This window comes from Streptomyces sp. NPDC059582 (assembly GCF_042735715.1).
Classification (GTDB): Bacteria; Actinomycetota; Actinomycetes; order Streptomycetales; family Streptomycetaceae; genus Streptomyces.
This window is the reverse complement of sequence record NZ_JBHWCC010000034.1, coordinates 1-18524: the sequence shown is the minus strand read 5'-3', so window position 1 is coordinate 18524 and position 18524 is coordinate 1. Positions and strand designations below refer to the sequence as shown.

The window sequence follows — 18524 nt, the reverse complement described above, 5'->3', positions numbered from 1 at the left end:
GTGACGGGGCCGACGCACGTCACCCCTCCGGATGCTCCCGGAACCAGGCCACCATCCGCTGCAACGGCGTCGCGACCGCCAGCATGTTCCCCTTCGCCGCGAGATTGTCCCGCCCGTAATGGTCTGCCTGCCGTTCCGCCTGATCTACGAACCCGATCGGCACCGCGTACGCCGACGGGTCCTTCGCCTGCATGGCTTGCCGCACGTCCACCGCGGCCGCCAGCTTCCGCGTCATGAACTGCTGGCAGGAGTCAGCATCCGTACACCCCGACACGGTCGCCGCCTGATACGCGGCCAACGCCTCCCGCGGCGACACCACCGAAGCCGACGCAGACACGCTCTCCCGATCCTTCCCAGCGCCGTCGTCACCGCCCCCATCCCCACAGCCGGCCACCCCCAACGCCAGCACCAACACCGCCGCCACGCTCACCCCACGCATACGAGTCATGCCGCGCAGGATCCCCCCACACCCCCACCGCAGGGAACACAAAAGCGAAAATCGGCGATCATTCCTCACAGGCGCGGGGCCTGACAATCACACAGCGGGAGCCCCACCGCCATGCCACCTTCCAAAGCGAAGAGCGCGTCGGTCGCCCAAAGGCGCAGCGAAATGCTCGTCATGAAGATCCAGGGCCGATCCGCCGCCCAGATCGCAGAGCACTACGGCATCTCGCCGTCCACGTGCCGATCCGACCTGTCCCGCGCCATCAAGAAGGCCCACGCGCTCGAAGTCCAGGAAGCGCAGCTGTACCGCTACCTCCAGGGCGCCCGCCTGGAAGAGCTCCTGCGCGCCGTCATGCCGGCCGCCACCGACCCAGTCGAAGCCGACCTGAAAGCCAACGAGCAGGCCCGCAAGCTGATCGCCGACATCACCGAACTGTTCGGACTGAAGGTGCCCGTACGCACCGAGATCAGCGGCCCCGACGGCGGCGCCATCCCGTTCTCCAGCGGCGAAGCAGCCGAGATCATGGCACTCATCGACATCTCCGACCAGGACAAAGCCGAGATCCCGACCCTGGACCCGGACGCCGACTTCGACGACGAAGAAGACGGCACAGTCCTGGAGGACGACGACGAGGACGACGGTGACGACGGCCTCTGACCGTCAGGCCACCATCGAAGCGCAGTACCGCTCCCTGTCGCCCGCTCAGCGCCGCCGGGTCATCGCCCGCGCCCGGCCGGAGACCCGGCGCAAGCTGGCCCGCGTGGAGCGGGAGATGGCCATGGACCTTTCCCCGGGAGCGCTGGCCGCGGTCCTCACCGAAGGACGGGAGAAGCAGGCCGCACACCTGGACATGATCGACAGTGCGTTCCGGCGGATTGCCGCAGGGGAGCGGTTGCAGGTCATGCTCACCTGCCCGCCCCGCCACGGGAAATCGCAGCGCGCATCCCGCTGGGGACCCCTCTGGTACCTGCGCCGCCACCCCGAACACCGCGTCATGATCGCCTCCTACGGCGCCGACCTCGCCGACGACCACGGACGATGGGTACGCGACCAGCTCCGCGAATATGCCGGCCCCCTCGGGATCCGCCTGCACCCGGCCTCCCATGCTGCGAACCGGTTCGACCTCGAGCAGAAGCGCGGATCATCCGTACGTGGCGGCATGGTCACCGCAGGCGTTGGGGGCGGTTTGACCGGAAAAGGCTTTAATTTGGGTATTATCGACGACCCTTTCAAAGGCCACGACGATGCCGCCAGCCCCGCCCAGCGCGAACGCGTATGGGAGTGGTACCGGTCCGTGTTCTTCACCCGCCGCGCCCCCGGCGCCAGTCTGATTCTGATTAACACTCGCTGGCACGAAGACGACCTCTCCGGCCGGCTCCTTGCCCACGAACCCCACCGCTGGCTTCAGATCGACCTGCCCGCCCTCGCCGACAGCACCGACGACCCCCTCCACCGAAACCTCGGTGACCCCCTCTGGCCCGACCAGTACGACGCCGCAGAACTCGCCGATATCCGCGAGAGCGTCGGTGAACGCGTCTGGTACGCCCTCTACCAGCAGAAACCCCGCCCCCTCGAAGGCGGCGTCTGGAAGTGGGCGTGGATTACCGGCAACCGGCTCAAGCCCGAAGCCTGGCCCGGGATCACCCCCACCCGCATCGTTGTCGCTGTCGACCACGCCGGCGGCGACTCCATGCGCAACGACGAAGTCGGCCTCGTCTCCGCGGCCCGCGACCGGGAAGGCAACCTCTACGTCCTGGACGACCGATCCCGGACCATGGGCGCCGACACGTGGGGTACCGAGGTCTGCCAGCTCGCCATCGCACGCCAAGCGGACGCGATCATCGTGGAGAACAACTTCGGCGGCGACATGGCGCGTCAGATCGTCACCCAGGCGTGGACGGAGCTTCAGCGTGAGGGGCAGACGAAAGGCCTGCTAATGCCGTCGATCATCGAAGTCCACGCCAAGCAGGGCAAGCGCCTCCGTGCTGAGCCGATCGCCCAGCTGTACCGGCAAGGGAAGATCCACCACGTCGGCGAGTTCACCGAACTCGAGGGCCAGATGGTCACCTGGCTGCCCGGCATGGACTCCCCGGACCGCATGGACGCCGCCGTCCACGCACTGACCGAGCTGGCCGACCCCGCCACGCAGGGCCTGGGCACCACCAACTACACCGACCAGCGGCTGGCCGGGCGCCGCTAGGCAGGGGAACCCGAACGCCCCGCGCCCGTACCCTGATCACTAGGCGCGGGGCCTATAGGCGGAGGGAACGTCGTGGGCCTCAAAAGCCTGATCATTGATGGCTGGAGCTGGCTGAATTACAAGCCGGTCTTCCGCGATCCGGCCCGCGGCATGCCCCACCGGCGGGCCTTCCCCGAAGCGCAGGCATCCTGGGTACCGGCCGCCGACGAACGCCGGCTGGCCGCGTACAAGCTGCTCGCCGCCTACGACAACAACCAGGCCGCCGAACTGGCCGTGTTCCTGGACGGTGAAGCGGCTCGCGACCGCCGCGAGTTCGGCGACCCGTCCATGTTCATCGAGGCGCTCCTGGCGAACGTGCTGGGCCGTGAGCAGCACATCGTCGTTCCCGGTGCGGAGGACGACGGCGCCGACGAGCCTTCCCCGGAAGCGGCGGCTGCCGCCCGCGTGCAGGACCTGCTGCGGGAATGGGCGGACACGGAGCTGCTGCCCATGCGGATCCAGCAGACCGAACGCAAAGCCGTCTCCCTGGGGGACGGCGTGTACCGGATGGCGTGGGACCCGGCGAAGCAGCGCGCCACCGTCCGCGCCGTCGACCCCGGCTTCTACTTCCCCGTCATCGGTGAGGACGACGACGGCGGCGAGTTCCCCACCCGGGTGCACTTCGCGTGGGAGCTCCCCGAGGACATCAAGAAGGGATTGAAGCCGCGCCTGCGGCGCGTCACCTTCGAGCTCGCCCCGATCGGTGCGGCCACCTCCACCGGCGTAGACGGCAGCGGCCGCCCGGTGCGGGCCCCGCTCACCACCGAAGGCCCTGACGGGGAAGCTGTTCCGGTCCTGGGGCAGGGCGACACCCTGAACGCGGACACCGGGACTATCACCCGCCAGTACGCGTGGAACGACACCCCGTCCACCCTCACCTGCTACCTCACGGCCCTGTCCTCCCGAAGCTGCCGTGAAGTGACAAGTAGCTCTCTGTAGCAAAGCAGGGTGCGCTTGTCCGGGTTTTCGATCTTCTCGGGTTGTTGAGGGAGCAGTTCCGCGAGGTTGGTCCGGTCACGACGGCCGGAGGGAGCGTGGGGTGCGGCAGGAGTGGGAGCCGGAGGAGCTGATCGAGGTCTGGACGCTGCTGGAGGAGGACCAGGAGCGGCTGCGGAACAAGTCGGGGGCGAACCGGCTGGGGTTCGCGTTGTTGCTGAAGTTCTTCGAGGTGGAGGCTCGGTTCCCGGAGGATTCCGGTGAGATCCCGGCGCCAGCGGTGTCGTACGTGGCCCAGCAGGTGAAGGTGCCGGCCGGGGAGTGGGCCGGGTATGACTGGCAGGGCCGGGCGATCAAGCGGCACCGGGTGGAGATCCGGGGCGCGTTCGGGTTCCGGGAGTGCACTGCGGAGGACCAGGCGCAGCTCGCCGAGTGGCTTGCGGCGGAGCTGTGCGGGGTGGAGCTGAACCGGGACCGGTTGGCGGAGGCCGTGGTCGTGCGTTGCCGGGGTGACCGGACGGAGCCGCCAACGCCGGGACGCATCGCCCGCCTGGTCGGGTCGGCGGTCACCGCATTCGAGGAGCGGTTTTGCGCGGCCACCGTGGACCGGCTGTCGGCGGCGACCCGTTCCCGGCTGGACGACCTGGTCGCCGAGGACGCCGGCGGGGAGGGGTCGGCGGGCGGCGGCGTTTCGTTCTTCTCCGAGCTGAAGGCGGACCCGGGCGCGCTGGGCTTGGACAGTCTCCTGGCGGAGGTGAACAAGCTCCGGCGGGTGCGCGCGCTGGAGCTGGCGCCGGAGCTGTTCGGGGACGTGTCGGAGAAGCTGGTGGCGGCGTGGCGGGCGCGGGCTTCGAAGGAGTACCCCTCGGACCTGCGGGCGGCGGCCGGGCCGGTGCGGTACACGCTGCTGGCCGCGCTGTGCCATGTGCGGCAGACGGAGATCACCGACTCGCTGGTGGAGTTGTTCATCCAGCTGGTGCAGCGGATCAACACGCGGGCGGAGAAGAAGGTCGAGGGCGAGTTCACCAAGGACCTCAAGCGGGTCCGTGGCAAGGAGGGCATCCTGCTGCGGCTGGCGGAGGCCGCGGTCGCAGAGCCGGGCGGCACGGTCCGCAAGGTGATCTTCCCGGTGGCCGGGGAGTCCACGCTGAAGGCCCTGGCCGCGGAGGCCGCGGCGAACGAGGCCCGCTACCGGGCCCGGGTGCGTACGGTGCTGCGGTCGTCGTACTCGGGGCACTGGCGCCGGATGCTTTCCCCGCTGCTGGGGGCGCTGGAGCTGAAGTGCAACAACACCGCCTACCGGCCGGTGATGGACGCCATCGACCTGCTCAAGCGGTACCTGGACCAGCCCATCGCCAAGGAGGGCGCGTTCTTCGACGAGTCGGAGAAGATCCCGCTGGCCGGGGTGGTGCGCGAGGAGTGGCGCAAGGCGGTGGTGGATGAACGAGGCCGCGTCGAGCGCATCCCGTATGAGCTGTGCGTGCTGGTGTCGCTGCGGGACGCGCTGCGGCGCCGGGAGATCTGGGTGCCAGGGGCGGGCCGGTGGCAGAACCCGGAGGACGACCTGCCGTCGGACTTCGAGGACAACCGCGACGTGCACTACGACGCGATCCGCCAGCCGCAGGACCCCGGGGCGTTCATCGGGGCCCTAAAAAAGCGGCTGCGGGAGTCCTTGACACGGCTCAACACCGCGCTGGAACTGGGCACCACGGGCGGGGTGGACATCGTCCGCAAGCACGGCGAGCCGTGGATCAAGGTCTCGCCGCCGGGCAAGCAGGTAGAGCCGGAGAACCTCGTCGCGCTGAAGGCGGAGATCGAGCGGCGCTGGGGCACCATCGACCTGATCGACATCCTCAAGGAGGCCGAGTTCGCCACAGGCTTCACCTCGGAGTTCGCCTCGGTCGCCACGAGGGAAGCGGTCCCCAAGGCGGTGCTGCGGCGCCGGCTGCTGCTGGTGCTGTTCGCGCTGGGCACGAACATGGGCATCAAGCGGGTCGCGGTCACCGGCAAGCACGGCGAGAGCGAGGCCGTCCTGCGCCGGGTACGGCACCTGTTCGTCAACCGCACCAACCTGCGCGCCGCCCTGGTCCGCCTCGTCAACGCCACCTTCGCGGCCCGCGATCAGGCCTGGTGGGGAGAGGGCACCGCCTGCGCATCGGACTCGAAGAAGTTCGGGTCCTGGTCCAGCAACTTCATGACCGAGTGGCACCAGCGCTACCGCGGGCCCGGCGTGATGATCTACTGGCATGTCGAGAAGAAGTCGCTGTGCGTCTACTCCCAGCTCAAGTCCTGCTCCGCGTCCGAGGTCGCCGCGATGATCGAGGGCGTACTGCGGCACTGCACGGACGTGGAGATCGACCGCCAGTACACCGACACCCACGGCGCCTCCATCGTCGGGTTCGCCTTCGCCCACATGCTCGGCTTCAACCTGCTGCCCCGGCTGAAGAACGTCGGCTCCGCACGGCTGTACCGGCCGGCGGCCGGTGAGGACGAGACCTGGCCGTACCTGGCGCCGGTGCTATCGACCAAGACGATCGACTGGGACCTGATCGCCCAGCAGTACGACCAGATCGTGAAGTACACCACGGCCCTGCGACTCGGCACCGCCGAGGCCGAGCAGGTCCTGCGGCGCTTCACCCGCGGAGGGCCCAAGCATCCCACCTACCGGGCGATCGAGGAACTGGGCCGGGCGGTTCGGACGGCGTTCATCTGCGACTACCTCGCAGACGCCGAGCTGCGGCGCGAGATCAACGACGGGCTCCAGGTCGTGGAGAACTGGAACTCTGCCAACCACGACCTGTTCTACGGCAAGGACGGCGACCTGACCGGCTCCGACAAGGAGTCCCAGGAGGTCTCGATGCTGGCGCTGCACCTGCTCCAGTCCGCGCTGGTGCACGTCAACACCCTGCTCCTCCAGGACATCCTTGCCGAGGAGAAGTGGCAGAAGAAGCTCACCGACGCCGACCGGCGGGCCCTGTCCCCGCTGTTCTGGACGCACGTCAACCCGTACGGCCGGTTCGAACTGGATATGAACAGCCGTCTCGACCTGGACCTTGCGGCCACCGGGGCCACAGTGCCCAGCCCGCGCACTGCGCAGAGGGATGCAGCGATCATCCCAGCGTGACACTCCGGGCCTGGCCGGAGCCGTGCCGAGGACGACGTTGCCTCGGACGCTGAAGAGTCCTGGGCAACATCGTCAACGGCGGCAGGTTGTGCCAGGAACGGACCAGGAAAACGGTGTTGCTGTCATACGCGCTCAGCCAGGCAGCGTCACGAGCCCCGTCTCATAGGCGGTGATCACGAGCTGAACCCTGTCCCGGGCGCCCAGTTTGGTGAGCAGGCGTGACACGTGCGACTTGGCGGTGGCCACCGTGATGAAGAGGTCCTCCGCGATCTCGGTGTTCGACCGGCCGCGCCCGACCAGGGCCAGGACTTCCCGTTCCCGCTCGGTGATGCCCTCGACCAGCCGTGGGGAGCGTGCCGGGGCAGTTTCGGGGCGCCCGGCGAACTCCGCGATCAGACGACGCGTGACACCCGGGGCGATCAGCGCGTCGCCGGCGGCGACCACGCGGATCGCCGCGAGGATGTCGTCGAGAGCCATGTCCTTGACCATGAAGCCGCTCGCTCCGGCCCGGAGCGCGCCGTAGACGTGGTCGTCCTCGTCGAAGGTGGTCAGGACGAGGACGCGGGTGGTCGCCGGACCGGCGGTGATCAGGCGGGTGGCCTCGATCCCGTCCATGCCGGGCATCCGGATGTCCATCACCACGACGTCGGGGCATATGTCCCCGACCAGTTGGACCGCCTCGGCGCCGGTGGACGCCTCACCGACGACCTCCAGGTCGGGGTGGTCGCCCATGATGACGCGCAGGCCGGACCGCACCAGCGGCTGGTCGTCGACGAGCAGGACGCGTACGGGACTGCCGGTCATCGGGCCTCCACCGGAACTCCGGCGGGGTCGGGCAGGGGCAGCCGCGCCGCCACCCGGAAGCCGCCCTCGGGACGCGGCCCGGCGCTGAGGCGGCCGTGCAGCAGGGCGACCCGCTCGCGCATGCCCACGATGCCGAAGCCGTGGGCCCGGCCGTCCTCTGCGGCGCCGCGCCCGTCGTCGACGATTTCCACGGATAGTTCCCCGTCCCCGTACTCGATGGCTACCCGGCAGTGTCCGGTGCCCGCGTGGCGGACCACATTGGTCAGCGCTTCCTGGACGATACGGTAGGCCGACAGGTCGATGTCGGCCGGCAGCGGGCGCTGTTCCCCGCCGCGGCGCACGTTGACGCGTACGCCGGCGTCCGCCGTCGCCGCCGCCAGCCGTTCGAGGTCCGCCAGACCGGGCGAAGGCGTGAGTGGTGCCCGCCCCGAATTCTCTGCGTCCGGGTCTGCCTGGCGCAGTGCCACCAGCGTGCGCCGCAGCCCTGACAGGGTCTCTCTGCTGGTGGCTTCGATGGCTCGTAGCGCCTGGTGGGCCTCTTCGGGCTGTGTCCGGATGACCCGGCTTCCCACTCCGGCCTGGATGGCGATGATGCCGATGCTGTGCGCGACCATGTCGTGCAACTCCCGTGCGATCCGAAGCCGTTCGGCGACCACGGCCTCGGCCACCTCCTGTGAGCGCAGCTCCACCGCATGCTCGCGGCGCTCGCGGCTCAGCAGACCGACCGTGCAGGCTGCGGCCATCGCCAGGAGGCCGATCAGGAGGTTGACGGCCAGGCCGTCGCCGTGCGCGAAGCCACCGAGGAGCAGGAGCTGGACGACGAGGGATGCGATCACGGCGACGGTCGAAGCCCGCCGCGCGCGGGTGGCGACGATGAAACACAGAACGAGGTCCACCGCCAGATACGACAGGAACTGGCCTTGGTACGAAGCCGACAGATCCACACCGGCGGAGCTCGGGGGACCCGCCACCACGGCGGCGGATCCGAAGAGCGCCATGACCAGGGCCAGGAACGGCGCGCGTCGCACGACACCGACGAGCAGGCTCGCCGCCAGCAGCACCCCGATGCCGTGGACCGTGCCCGAAGCCCGCGGCGCGCCCACGATGAGCAGACCCACCGCGAGGACGTACAGAACACCCCCCGCCCAGGCCATGGCCTTCGATCTCGTCATCGGCGGTGCGCCCTCTTGAGGCGGTGTGCCCGCGTAGGAGGAAGGTCGTGCCCTGCGACGTGCGCAGGCAACGGGGTGGTCGGTATGCCGTTCATCTTGCGAGGCTATCCAGCCGCCGACTCTTCGGCATCGGCCCGTGGACGTACGCCCACGGGCGAAGGCGGTCGCAGGCGATTGCCGCCCACGGCCCCAAGACCGGACAGGGCCCTCCCGGCAGGGTTGTCCATGTGATCGAAGTCAACGAACTCACCAAGTGCTACGGCGCCAAGACTGCCGTTGACCAGCTGTCCTTCACCGTGCGGCCGGGCCAGGTCACCGGCTTCCTCGGCCCCAACGGAGCCGGCAAGTCCACCACTCTGCGGATGATCCTCGGCCTGGAAGCCTCCACCTCGGGCACCGCCACCGTCAGCGGAGTCCCCTTCCGCAGCCACGCCCGGGGACTGCGGCACGTCGGCGCGCTCCTCGACGCGGGTCAGGTCCACGGCGGACGCACCGCCACGGCCCACCTGTCCGCTCTGGCCCGCAGCAACGGGATCTCCCCGCGCCGTGTGGACGAGGTGGTGCAGGAGGTGGGCTTGGCCGAGGCCGCGAACCGCCGCATCGGGGGGTTCTCGCTCGGCATGAAGCAGCGCCTCGGAGTCGCCACCGCCCTGCTCGGCGATCCGCCGGTGCTGATGTTCGACGAACCGGTCAACGGCATGGACCCGGAGGGCGTGCTGTGGATGCGCCGTCTTTTCCGGCGCCTCGCGGCCGAGGGCCGCACGGTTTTCCTCTCCAGCCACCTCATGTCGGAGATGGAGAACACCGCCGACCAGCTCGTCGTCATCGGCCGGGGCAAGCTCATCGCCGCCGAGTCCGTACGGGATTTCGCCGCCCGCAGCACCGGCCTCGGAGTGGTGGTGGGTACACCACAGGCCGCCGAGCTGACGGTCGTGCTGACTGCCGCGGGAGCATCGGTCGAGCCAGAGGGATTGGCGGGCGCCGAGAAGCTCGCCGTGACCGGACTGCCGACGGACCGGATCGCCGCGCTCGCCTTCGAGCACCGGATCCTGCTGACCGAGCTGACCACCCGGACCGCCTCACTGGAGGAGGCCTTCATGGAACTCACCGCCGACAGCGTCGAATACCAGGCAGGACAGCCTCGATGACCACACTCGCCACCGCCCCCACAACCACCTCGGCCGCGCCCCTCGCCGAACCGCCCGCCCGCTTCCGCGACCTGATCGCCTCCGAGTGGATCAAGACGCGGTCCCTGCGCTCCACACCGTGGGCCCTCGCCTTCATCACCCTGTTCGTCATCGGGTCCGGCACCGTGGCCACACTGGCGGACAAGGCCGCAGGCTCCGAACCCGGTAGTTTCCTGGCCTACGACGCCTTCCCGTCGACCGGTTACCTGACGCTGATACTCGTCGCCAGCAGCATGGGTGCCCTCACCGTCGTCAGCGAGTACGGCAGCGGGCTGATCCGCACCACCACCGTGGCCGTCCCCGCCCGCGGCGCAGTGGTGCTGGCCAAGGCGGTCGTCACCGCCGCGCTGTGGACCGCGGTCGGCACGGCCGCCTCCATCGGATCCTTCCTGATCTCCCAGGCCATCCTGGACGGGCACGACGCCGGCGTTCCGATCACCCACCCCGATGTGCTGAGGCCACTGGTGGCATCCGCGTTGCTGGCGCCCGTGTGCGCCCTGGTCGGTCTCGGCCTCGGCGTTCTGCTCCGGCACGCCGCCGGGACCATGCTCACCAGCGTCTTCACCCTGCTGATGCTGCCCACCATGTTCTCGGAGAGCAACCGCTGGTCGGCGGACCTCAGACACACGATGGTGTCGGCCGCCTGGACTCGTCTGGTCCAGACGTGGGAGCCGGATCCCGGGTCCCTGGGCTACACCGCCACGCTCCAGGGCTCCTGGATCGTGTACGCCCTCTGGCCGCTGGTCGCGGTCACTCTCGCGGTGCTCACCGTACGGCGCCGCGACGTGTGAACGTGCCTCCGAAATGAGCGCATCGCAGCCCCGAGGCACAAGGGCAAGGCCCTCGAAGCTTCTCGCAGCCCTAATGAGCGCCTCTCATAAACGGTCCTTTGCCCGAGCAAGATCGGAAACGGGCCGCCGGACCGCCGCCGGGCCCGGTTCCGTTCTCAGAACCCGTTCTCACCCGAAAGCGGCACGGCCCCCTTCTGAGACTTGCATTGTGCGAAAATCCGAGCTCATGACGGACCCCCAGCACCCCGCGAAGACCGACCGGTCGGACGCGGACGACGTCGAAGCGCACGCCTGTCCGAAGTGCGACGCCCAGCCCGGATCACCCTGCCGCTCACGCGGCGGCGCCGTCGCCTCCGCCTACCACACCCGCCGCTTCACCACGGTGCCCCGGCTGAAGAAGGCGCTGCGGGTTCCGACCCCGACCGGCCGCGGGCCGGGCCGGCCGTGGCGGCCGGGCAACCCGCCGCCGGGACCGATCGACCCGGACCTGCCGGGCGCGGACATCCGCATCGGCTACGCCCGCTGCTCGACCCTCGGCCAGGAACTCGACTCCCAGCTCGACGCGCTCGCGGGACACGGCGTCCCCCGGGACAAGATCTTCAGCGAGAAGATCAGCACCCGCGTCCGGGTCCGGCCCCGGTTCGAGGAGGCGCTGCGGACCGCGCGGGAGGTCAAGGCGCACGCCCCACACTGCCGGGTCATCTTCACCGTGTACGAGATGAAGCGCCTCGGCCGCGACGCCGCCGAACTCACCGCGCTCGCCGACCACCTCACCGCCCACGGCCTCATCCTGGAGATGCTCGCCGGACCCCTCCCCGGACTTTACGACCCCACCGGGCCGGGCAAGCTGCTGTTCGCGTTCTTCGCCGCGATGGCAGAGACCGAGCGGGAGAACATCCGGGAGTCGACCCTGGAAGGGCTCGACACCGCGGCCCGCAAGGGCAAGCACGGCGGCCGGCCCCCCGTCATCACCGACGACATGCTCCACACCGTCCTCCGGCGCCGCGCGGGCGGTGAGTCCGTCGAGCAGATCCAGCCCGACCTGTTCATCCCCACCGGCAAGCGCAAGGGACACAGTCCCTCGGTGGCCAGCATCTACCGTGCCCTCGCCGAGCACGCCAAGCGCGAGGCATACCCCGAAGCCGTCGAGCAGGCCCACGCCGACTTCACCGCCAGCCGGACCGCGATGGTCCCCGCGCCTCGCCCCGCTACCCCTGACCGGGCGTCACTCTGATCACAGAGAGCTACTTGTCACTTCACGGCAGCTTCGGGAGGACAGGGCCCTCACCGACGCGACCTGGGAACTCGGTGACCTGAAGGCCGGGCATGACGTCGACGACCTGCCCATGGGCCGGGCGGTCTTCGCGACCCGATCCGACGGCGAAGTCCTGGACCGGCTGGACCTCCTCATCGACTTCATCCCGGTCATCCACGTCCCCAACACGGTGCCGGACGCGGAAGAACACTGGGGCCAGCCCTCCCTCGCCAAGGTCCTTCAGGTGTTCGACGACCTCCAGGGAGCCGACACTGACTCCGCCCGCGCATCGGCCACCACCGGCATCCCGATGATCGGCATCTCCGGTATCACCGACGCCCGCCAGGCCTACAACGTCGCGCCCGGCGCCGTGTTCCGCATGGGCGAGAGCGGCCGGCTCACCACCGTCGACACCAGCCCCGCCCTGCGGGAACTGCGCGCCCACGTCCACGACCTCACCGACCGGGCCGCCGCCAACGCCCGACTGCCCGCCGTATCCCTGGGAACCCTGGACCCCTCCAAAGTCCCCTCTGGGTACGCCATGCAGCTGTCCCTGGGCCCGCTCGACTCCCTGATCGGAGCCATGCGTCTCGCCCGCGCCCACAAGTACGCGCTGCTGCTGAAGTTCGCCCAGCGCCTCCACCTCGCCGGACAGCACCCCGACTGGATCGGCATCACGCCGCAGCCCGCGCTGCTGGTGTTCGGCCCGTACACGCCCACCGACAAGGCTGCCGTCCTCGAGCAGGTCACCACCGGCGTCACCGGAGGAGTCATCTCCCTGGAGACCGGCGTGCAGATGCTCATCGAAGCCGGATTCCCCATCGAGGACGCCGCCGCGGAGATCGAACGCATCCAGTCACGGCAGTTCGAGAAGGCCCGCGCCCTCGCCGACGCGCTCGGCAACCCCGACGAGGTGGCCGCATTCCTGGGCTTGGAAGCGCCCGCCGAACCCGAGGTACCGGCCGTGGAACTGCCCGAACTGCCCGCAGACAACCAGCCGGACGACATCCCGGCACAGGGGCAGCAGGGGAGCGGGGGGAACACCCCGTGACATCTGTGGTGTCCTTGATCTCAGGCGCGGGGCCTGGAACGAGTCTGGGAGGACTTGCACCTATGCGTCGCCCCGCGCAGCCCCGCACCACCCGCACCGTCACCGGCCACGGGTGGGCACACCCGTACACCGGCATCTCCGGCCTCGCCGTGTTCTACAACGACGGCGGCGACCCGCCCGCACCCGCCCCGACGGATCCCCCGAAGCCCGGCCCGCCCCCCGGACCGGCCAAGGAATTCACGCAGGAAGACCTGGACCGGATCGCCGCCCGGGAGAAGGCGCAGGGCAAGCGCAGCGCGCTGAAGGAGTTCGCCGAAGAACTCGGCTTCACCTCCGCCGAAGACACCGCCGCGTTCGTTGCCGCCGCCCGACAGATAGAAGAGGCGAAGAAGACCGACGAGCAGAAGCGCCAGGAGGAACTGGACCGGCGTGAGCAGGAGCTCGCCGCCCGGGAGGCTTCCGCCGTCGCCCGCGAGCGGTCCGCGAACCGTCGTGCCGTCCTCGTAGGCCTGGGGGCGACCGGCGACGACCTCGAGGACGCAGCCGCGCTGCTCCGCGTCGCGGACGACGCCGACGACCAGGCCGTCCGCGAAGCTGCCGAAGCGCTGAAGGGCCGCCGTCCCGAGCTGTTCGGCGCCCAGCGTGCCCCGCAGACTCCGCCCGCGCTTCCCCCCGCCCCGGGCGGCGCACCGGCCGGAGGCGGCCACCGCCAGCCGGCCAGCAGGGACGACGTGAAGGCCCGCATGGAAAAGCGCGCCGAACAGATGGGCTTCAGGCGCACCGCCTGACCCCACCCAAATCTGAGGGACCACGCCCTCTCCGCACCACCCCGTGGACGGCACCACACCACTGGTAGCCCGCACCCCTTGTGCCATCCCCACTCCACGGGAGGAGATCGGCGTGGACATCCAGCCGATGACCACCACCGAGACCGTGACCGCCGACCGCCGGTGGCTGCGTAACCTGCACGGCTCGGGCATGAACGCCACGATCACCCTGGACGTCTCCAAGTTCACGTCCGGAACCCACTACACCGCGGCCACGGCGACGAACCCGTATGCCCTGTTTAAGTCGGGCCTTCCCCTCGGGAAGATCACCGCCTCGGGTCTGTACGGCCCGTACGCGTCCGGAGCCTCCGACGGCACCCAGGTCCTCGCCGGGCTGCTGGCCACCGAGACGCAGTTCAACCCGGCCGTCACCAAGGTCGCCGGTGCGCTCCTCGCTCACGGCGACGTCGACATCGCGAAGCTCCCGGTGGCGCTCACCGTCCCCGCGGCCGCCAGCCGCACCGACCTCATCCGCTTCTCCTGAGAAAGGGGGACTGAATCATGCTTGAGACCCTCCTCAGGGACATCGACGCCACCGAGATCAACGCGTTCGCCCGGGCCGTGCAGACGCCCGCGGACTACGCGCTGACCCTCTCGGTCATGCCGGAACGCACCATCAACTCGGTGAAGTTCCGCATCAAGTCCACGTCCCGGCGCGTCAACGCGGCGAAGTACCGGGCGTGGGACGCGCAGACGTCCGTCGCCACCCGCGAGGCCAAGCGCATCGTCACCGAGGGCATGCTGCCCCCGCTGGGCCAGAAGTACCTGGTCGGCGAGCTGGAGCAGATCCTCCTCGACACGTCGCGCGGCGCGGACGCTTCCGAACTGGTGGAGCTCCTCTACCAGGACGTGGCCGCACACGTGCAGTCCATCAAGTCCCGCCTGGAGCTCGCCGTCGGCGACCTCCTCACCGACGGCAAGTTCACCCTCGCCGGTGAGAACGGCCTGACGGTGGAGTACGACGCCGGCGTGCCCGCGGCGAACATGCCGACCGCCGCGACCGCCTGGACCAACCCGGCCGCGGACGCCCTCGCCGACGAGATGGCGTGGATCGAGGTCCTGCGCGCCAGTGGGGCCCCGCTCCCCACCCGCGTCGTCACCTCCTACAAGGCCCGCGCCCTGCTCGCCTCGAACGACGCCTACCGGCGCGCGTTCTACGGCCAGCCCTCCGCGCAGACCCCCACCGGCGTCCTCGCACCCAACGAGGTCGACGCCGTCCGCGCCCGCTACAACCTCCCGCCGATCGAGGTGTACGACGTCCAGATCCCCAAGGACGACGGCACCATGGCCCGCCCGATCCCCGACGACCGGTGGCTGATGCTGCCGCCGAACCCGCAGACGTGGGGCGAGACGCAGTACGGCGTCACCGCCGAATCGCTCGTTCTGTCCTCCGGTGGCAACCCGGCCATCGAGCGGGAAGAGGCCCCCGGCATCGTCGTCACCCACGGCCACACCGACGACCCGGTGCAGGTGTGGACGAAGGGCGCCGCCGTCGCGATGCCGGTGCTGTACGTGCCGGACATCCACATCACGGCCAAGGTGTTCTGATCATGGGACGGAAGCTGGCAGCGACCGTGTACGTCACCGACCCGGACAGCCACCAGACCGTCGTCCTCGAGTCCGGATCCACCCCGGAGAAGCGTCTCGCCGACCTGGTCACCAACCCGGCGGCCTGGGACGACGACGGCGAGAACACCGCAGACGAGACGCCCGAGGGCGACGACGCTGCGGAGTCCAAGCCGGCCGCGAAGAAGACCGCGGCCAAGAGGCCGGCTCGGGGCCGGAACGCCGCCGACGAGGGCAACGGCGGCGAGTAGCGGCGTGCGGGCCCGCCCCCTGTGGTGGGGGCGCCAACAGGGCGGGCCCGCACCCGTGACCCCTTCCCACCCCGAACCCCTGACTGGAGGCTGCACGTGGACACCGCCGTAACCGCATGGCTCCAGGCCGAACTCGGCAAGACCACCGACCTCACCGACCTGGCCACCCGCTACACGCGGCTCGGCACCGCCCGCGCGGTCGCCCTGGAGGTGCTGCGGGAACGCCTTGCCGCGCTGCGCTCCCAGCCGTCCACCGTCAACGTGTCCTCCGTCGTCGCCGTCTCCTACACCGAGAACATCAAGGCCTACGAGCGGCAGATCGCCGCCCTCGAGGCCGGCGAACCCCCGGCTCCCGACGACCCCGACGACGGCACCGGCATCAGCAGCGACCTGAACGTCCTGTACCTGGTCGAACGGCCCCGGCGATGACCACCCCCACCCAGCAGGACACCGACCGAGCCGAACTCACCGCCCTCATCATCGCCATGACGCTCGAGCTGACCCGCACCTGGCAGCGCCTCGTCACCGCCCAAGACAACCTCCTGCGCATCCTGGAACGCCTGCGGCCCGCCCTCGGAGCCACCACCCGCATCCGCAGCATCATCAACGGCTTCAACCAGCAGGTCGGCGAGTTCGACCGCCTCGCCCGCGCCCTCGCCGAACGCTGGGCCGGCCACGACCTGCCCATCGCCTACCGTGACGGCGCCCTGCGCGCCCTACGTCGGGCCGGAGCCGATGCCGCCCTGTTCCGGTGGACACCCGACCACCAGGCCGCCGTCACCGGCCTCACCGCCACGTTCTACGTCGACCTGGTCCAGCGCATCCAGGAAGCCGTCCGCCGCGCACAGGCGTTCGCCCGCGCCGCGCAGGACGCCACCCGCGACGTCACCATGGGCCGCAACCACGAAGGCCTGCCCTCCGCACGCCTGATCGCCGACCATCCCCTGTCGACGATCGTCTACCGGGACGACTCACGGCACCCCGTCAAAGCCTGGGCCACCTCGGCACTCACTTACCAGGGCGTCGTCACCGCCAACCACGGCGCCATCAACGCCGGCCGTCTCGACCTCGAGGCCACCTGGTTCCAGTGCGTGGACGGGCCCGAGTGCGGATTCGTCAGTCATCCCGACACCGATCACGCCGACGGCACCATCCGCTCCGCCGACGACGCAGCCGCCTACCCCGTGGCCCACCACGGCTGCATCAGGGAATGGATCCCCCGCCCTGACCTGAACGGCCACCCCGGCCTCGTCTCTGGAGACTCCGCATGAGCGCGCAGGCCCTGGGTCCCATCCTTGACGGCCTCGGCACCACCATCGAACTCGACGACGGCGACCTGGTGGCGTCCGCGCTCGTCATCTGCAAGATCGTGGACAAGGACGGCACAGTGTCGCTCGGTCTCAGCACCAGCGAAGGCCTGTCCTGGATCGACCAGAACGGCCTGCTCACCTCCGCCCAGCAGATCGCCAACCAGGTCACCATCAGCACCAAGGACGACGAATGACCGCCCCCGAGCAGCCTGCCGCGCACGGCGTACGCATCGACGCCCAGCCCGGATCCGCCACCATCAGCATCGACGGCACCCCACTGCCCGCCGGTCAGGTGATCGGCTACCAGCTCGAGCACTCTGTAGCCGACTCCCTGCCCATGCTCATCCTCCACACCCGGCAGGCCGACCATGTGGCCTTCGAGGGCCTCGCCCGCATCGCTGTCTCCGCAGACCACGACCCAGGTGATGCCATCGCCGCCTTCCTGGAGGGCATCGACCCGGCGATCCTTCAGCGGGCCGCCCTGGACCGCGACGACCTGGACGGCAGCAGGTACGAGACCACCGCGGCCATCCTCCGGCAGCTCGCTGAGTGGGCGAAGGGCGGCAACTGATGCCCGGCCTGGATGCGGCACTCGCCGGCGTGACAGCGTGGATCGGAGACAACCTGCTGGTGGACACCGTGCGCATCGAACTGCCCCCCACCGGCAGCCCCGTCCTGAACCAGGAGACGGGAACCCTGACCCGGCCAGCCGGGGAGGTGCTGTACGAGGGCAAGGGCGCCGTGCAGGCCACCGCGCAGAACGAGATGACCGCCGCCCCGGGCGCGCTTCAGCCGTGGGTGCAGGAGACCCGCTCCAGGTTCCGGCTCCTGACCCCGCTGGAGGCCCCGGTCCCGCCGAAGGATGCGGTCGTCACCGTTGTCCAGGTCCACAACCCGGCCAACACCGCGCTGATCGGTTGCTCGTGGACCTGCCAGGATCCCGGGCGGGCGTCCACCATCGAGGTCGTGCGCAGTACCCCCCTGGACCAGAACCAGCAGCGGGGGAGTACGCCGTGACGCCGGAGGAGCTCGCCGACCATTTCGACCAGGCCGCCGCCCGTATCGGGCCGGCCATCGCCCGCGGCATCAACCACACCGCCACGCTCGGTATCGCCCGCATCCGTGGTAACGCGTCAGGGCGGCCCGGCCCGAACGTCATCACCGGCGCCTACCGCAGCTCCTGGCAGGCGCACCCGCGCGGGCTTCCGCACGGGGCGATGTGCACGCTGGGCACGAACGCACCGCAGGGTCGGCGTCTGGAGTGGGGGTTCACGGGCATCGACAGCCTGGGCCGGTCCTACGATCAGCCGCCGTTCCCGCACGTGGAGCCGGCCATCCCCTTCATCGAATCGACGCTGATGGCGTCCATGCGGTTCGCGGTCGCGGAGGTCCTGCTGTGATCGACACCGGACCCGTCACGAAAGCCCTGGTCGCTCTCCTGGCGGCCGCCACCGGCAAGCCAGTCGGTGAGGGCCGCCGCCCGGACAACATGGCCGACCCGTCGCACTACTACATCGTCTACTTCATCACCCGCACCACGGACGGCGCCCCGTTCTCCGACCTCAA

Annotated in this window: 21 protein-coding genes; 18 read left to right on the top strand and 3 right to left on the bottom strand. The window is 69.9% G+C overall.

The annotated features are described in order from the left end of the window. Nucleotides 1-19: 19 nt before the first annotated feature. Entirely contained in the window at nucleotides 20-448 is a 429-nt protein-coding gene (locus tag ACFV0T_RS26200; RefSeq protein WP_385783773.1) for a hypothetical protein, read from the bottom strand. Between the two features lie 111 nt (nucleotides 449-559). Between ACFV0T_RS26200 and ACFV0T_RS26195 the strand changes: the two genes are divergently transcribed. From ACFV0T_RS26195 to ACFV0T_RS26180, 4 genes are all read left to right on the top strand, one after another. Beyond that, nucleotides 560-1102, top strand: coding sequence for a sigma factor-like helix-turn-helix DNA-binding protein (locus ACFV0T_RS26195; protein WP_385783770.1), 543 nt, complete (start codon nucleotides 560-562; stop codon nucleotides 1100-1102). A 103-nt stretch (nucleotides 1103-1205) separates the two neighbouring features. Continuing rightward, entirely contained in the window at nucleotides 1206-2645 is a 1440-nt protein-coding gene (locus ACFV0T_RS26190; protein ID WP_385783767.1) for a terminase large subunit domain-containing protein, read from the top strand. 72 nt (nucleotides 2646-2717) lie between these two features. Next, nucleotides 2718-3623, top strand: coding sequence for a hypothetical protein (locus tag ACFV0T_RS26185; RefSeq protein ID WP_385783765.1), 906 nt, complete (start codon nucleotides 2718-2720; stop codon nucleotides 3621-3623). Between the two features lie 100 nt (nucleotides 3624-3723). Then, on the top strand, nucleotides 3724-6744 hold the full coding sequence (locus ACFV0T_RS26180; protein WP_385783762.1) for a Tn3 family transposase: 3021 nt from the start codon (nucleotides 3724-3726) through the stop codon (nucleotides 6742-6744). 132 nt (nucleotides 6745-6876) lie between these two features. Here the strand turns inward: ACFV0T_RS26180 and ACFV0T_RS26175 are convergent, their stop codons facing one another. Then, the gene (locus tag ACFV0T_RS26175; RefSeq protein ID WP_385783760.1) at nucleotides 6877-7548 is read right to left on the bottom strand and encodes a response regulator; all 672 of its coding nucleotides are present in this window, start codon (nucleotides 7546-7548) and stop codon (nucleotides 6877-6879) included. Next, complete coding sequence (locus tag ACFV0T_RS26170; protein ID WP_385783757.1) at nucleotides 7545-8720, bottom strand: histidine kinase; 1176 nt, start codon at nucleotides 8718-8720, stop codon at nucleotides 7545-7547. Before ACFV0T_RS26170 ends, ACFV0T_RS26175 begins: the two co-directional genes overlap by 4 nt. 227 nt (nucleotides 8721-8947) lie before the next feature. Between ACFV0T_RS26170 and ACFV0T_RS26165 the strand changes: the two genes are divergently transcribed. The 14 genes from ACFV0T_RS26165 (at nucleotide 8948) to ACFV0T_RS26100 (ending at nucleotide 18358) form a co-directional block, all read left to right on the top strand. Continuing rightward, nucleotides 8948-9868, top strand: coding sequence for an ATP-binding cassette domain-containing protein (locus ACFV0T_RS26165; RefSeq protein ID WP_385783754.1), 921 nt, complete (start codon nucleotides 8948-8950; stop codon nucleotides 9866-9868). Beyond that, nucleotides 9865-10698: an ABC transporter permease gene (locus ACFV0T_RS26160; protein ID WP_385783751.1), complete on the top strand. Its 834-nt coding sequence runs from the start codon at nucleotides 9865-9867 to the stop codon at nucleotides 10696-10698. The genes ACFV0T_RS26165 and ACFV0T_RS26160 overlap by 4 nt, the downstream gene beginning before the upstream one ends. A gap of 226 nt (nucleotides 10699-10924) precedes the next feature. Next, nucleotides 10925-11932, top strand: coding sequence for a recombinase family protein (locus tag ACFV0T_RS26155; RefSeq protein WP_385783748.1), 1008 nt, complete (start codon nucleotides 10925-10927; stop codon nucleotides 11930-11932). 112 nt (nucleotides 11933-12044) lie between these two features. After that, nucleotides 12045-13004: a hypothetical protein gene (locus tag ACFV0T_RS26150; protein ID WP_385783745.1), complete on the top strand. Its 960-nt coding sequence runs from the start codon at nucleotides 12045-12047 to the stop codon at nucleotides 13002-13004. A 62-nt stretch (nucleotides 13005-13066) separates the two neighbouring features. Then, a complete protein-coding gene (locus ACFV0T_RS26145) occupies nucleotides 13067-13792 on the top strand; it encodes a hypothetical protein (protein ID WP_385783742.1) in 726 nt (241 codons plus the stop codon). 112 nt (nucleotides 13793-13904) lie between these two features. Then, nucleotides 13905-14315: a head decoration protein gene (locus ACFV0T_RS26140; protein WP_385783739.1), complete on the top strand. Its 411-nt coding sequence runs from the start codon at nucleotides 13905-13907 to the stop codon at nucleotides 14313-14315. A 17-nt stretch (nucleotides 14316-14332) separates the two neighbouring features. Continuing rightward, nucleotides 14333-15379 (top strand): major capsid protein, encoded by a 1047-nt coding sequence (locus ACFV0T_RS26135; protein ID WP_385783736.1) that lies wholly within the window; start codon nucleotides 14333-14335, stop codon nucleotides 15377-15379. 2 nt (nucleotides 15380-15381) lie between these two features. After that, nucleotides 15382-15648, top strand: coding sequence for a hypothetical protein (locus ACFV0T_RS26130; RefSeq protein ID WP_385783733.1), 267 nt, complete (start codon nucleotides 15382-15384; stop codon nucleotides 15646-15648). Nucleotides 15649-15744: 96 nt separating this feature from the next. Beyond that, entirely contained in the window at nucleotides 15745-16077 is a 333-nt protein-coding gene (locus ACFV0T_RS26125; protein WP_385783730.1) for a hypothetical protein, read from the top strand. After that, nucleotides 16074-16919 carry a hypothetical protein gene (locus ACFV0T_RS26120; protein ID WP_385783727.1) on the top strand — a complete coding sequence of 282 codons (846 nt, stop codon included), beginning with the start codon at nucleotides 16074-16076 and terminating at the stop codon, nucleotides 16917-16919. The genes ACFV0T_RS26125 and ACFV0T_RS26120 overlap by 4 nt, the downstream gene beginning before the upstream one ends. Further along, entirely contained in the window at nucleotides 16916-17152 is a 237-nt protein-coding gene (locus ACFV0T_RS26115; protein ID WP_385783724.1) for a hypothetical protein, read from the top strand. Before ACFV0T_RS26120 ends, ACFV0T_RS26115 begins: the two co-directional genes overlap by 4 nt. Then, a complete protein-coding gene (locus tag ACFV0T_RS26110; RefSeq protein ID WP_385783721.1) occupies nucleotides 17149-17529 on the top strand; it encodes a hypothetical protein in 381 nt (126 codons plus the stop codon). The genes ACFV0T_RS26115 and ACFV0T_RS26110 overlap by 4 nt, the downstream gene beginning before the upstream one ends. Next, complete coding sequence (locus ACFV0T_RS26105) at nucleotides 17529-17975, top strand: DUF6093 family protein (protein WP_385783719.1); 447 nt, start codon at nucleotides 17529-17531, stop codon at nucleotides 17973-17975. Before ACFV0T_RS26110 ends, ACFV0T_RS26105 begins: the two co-directional genes overlap by 1 nt. Continuing rightward, nucleotides 17972-18358, top strand: a complete 387-nt coding sequence (locus tag ACFV0T_RS26100) for a hypothetical protein (protein WP_385783716.1) — start codon at nucleotides 17972-17974, stop codon at nucleotides 18356-18358. Before ACFV0T_RS26105 ends, ACFV0T_RS26100 begins: the two co-directional genes overlap by 4 nt. Nucleotides 18359-18524 lie beyond the last annotated feature (166 nt).

Bases quoted from the DNA above. Each gene is read 5' to 3' on its own strand.
- ACFV0T_RS26115 (WP_385783724.1), top strand. From the start codon at position 16,916: ATGAGCGCGCAGGCCCTGGGTCCCATCCTTGACGGCCTCGGCACCACC.
- ACFV0T_RS26200 (WP_385783773.1), bottom strand. From the start codon at position 448: ATGACTCGTATGCGTGGGGTGAGCGTGGCGGCGGTGTTGGTGCTGGCG.
- ACFV0T_RS26155 (WP_385783748.1), top strand. From the start codon at position 10,925: ATGACGGACCCCCAGCACCCCGCGAAGACCGACCGGTCGGACGCGGAC.
- ACFV0T_RS26105 (WP_385783719.1), top strand. From the start codon at position 17,529: ATGCCCGGCCTGGATGCGGCACTCGCCGGCGTGACAGCGTGGATCGGA.
- ACFV0T_RS26145 (WP_385783742.1), top strand. From the start codon at position 13,067: ATGCGTCGCCCCGCGCAGCCCCGCACCACCCGCACCGTCACCGGCCAC.
- ACFV0T_RS26135 (WP_385783736.1), top strand. From the start codon at position 14,333: ATGCTTGAGACCCTCCTCAGGGACATCGACGCCACCGAGATCAACGCG.
- ACFV0T_RS26195 (WP_385783770.1), top strand. From the start codon at position 560: ATGCCACCTTCCAAAGCGAAGAGCGCGTCGGTCGCCCAAAGGCGCAGC.
- ACFV0T_RS26170 (WP_385783757.1), bottom strand. From the start codon at position 8,720: ATGACGAGATCGAAGGCCATGGCCTGGGCGGGGGGTGTTCTGTACGTC.
- ACFV0T_RS26130 (WP_385783733.1), top strand. From the start codon at position 15,382: ATGGGACGGAAGCTGGCAGCGACCGTGTACGTCACCGACCCGGACAGC.
- ACFV0T_RS26150 (WP_385783745.1), top strand. From the start codon at position 12,045: ATGGGCCGGGCGGTCTTCGCGACCCGATCCGACGGCGAAGTCCTGGAC.
- ACFV0T_RS26160 (WP_385783751.1), top strand. From the start codon at position 9,865: ATGACCACACTCGCCACCGCCCCCACAACCACCTCGGCCGCGCCCCTC.
- ACFV0T_RS26175 (WP_385783760.1), bottom strand. From the start codon at position 7,548: ATGACCGGCAGTCCCGTACGCGTCCTGCTCGTCGACGACCAGCCGCTG.
- ACFV0T_RS26120 (WP_385783727.1), top strand. From the start codon at position 16,074: ATGACCACCCCCACCCAGCAGGACACCGACCGAGCCGAACTCACCGCC.
- ACFV0T_RS26110 (WP_385783721.1), top strand. From the start codon at position 17,149: ATGACCGCCCCCGAGCAGCCTGCCGCGCACGGCGTACGCATCGACGCC.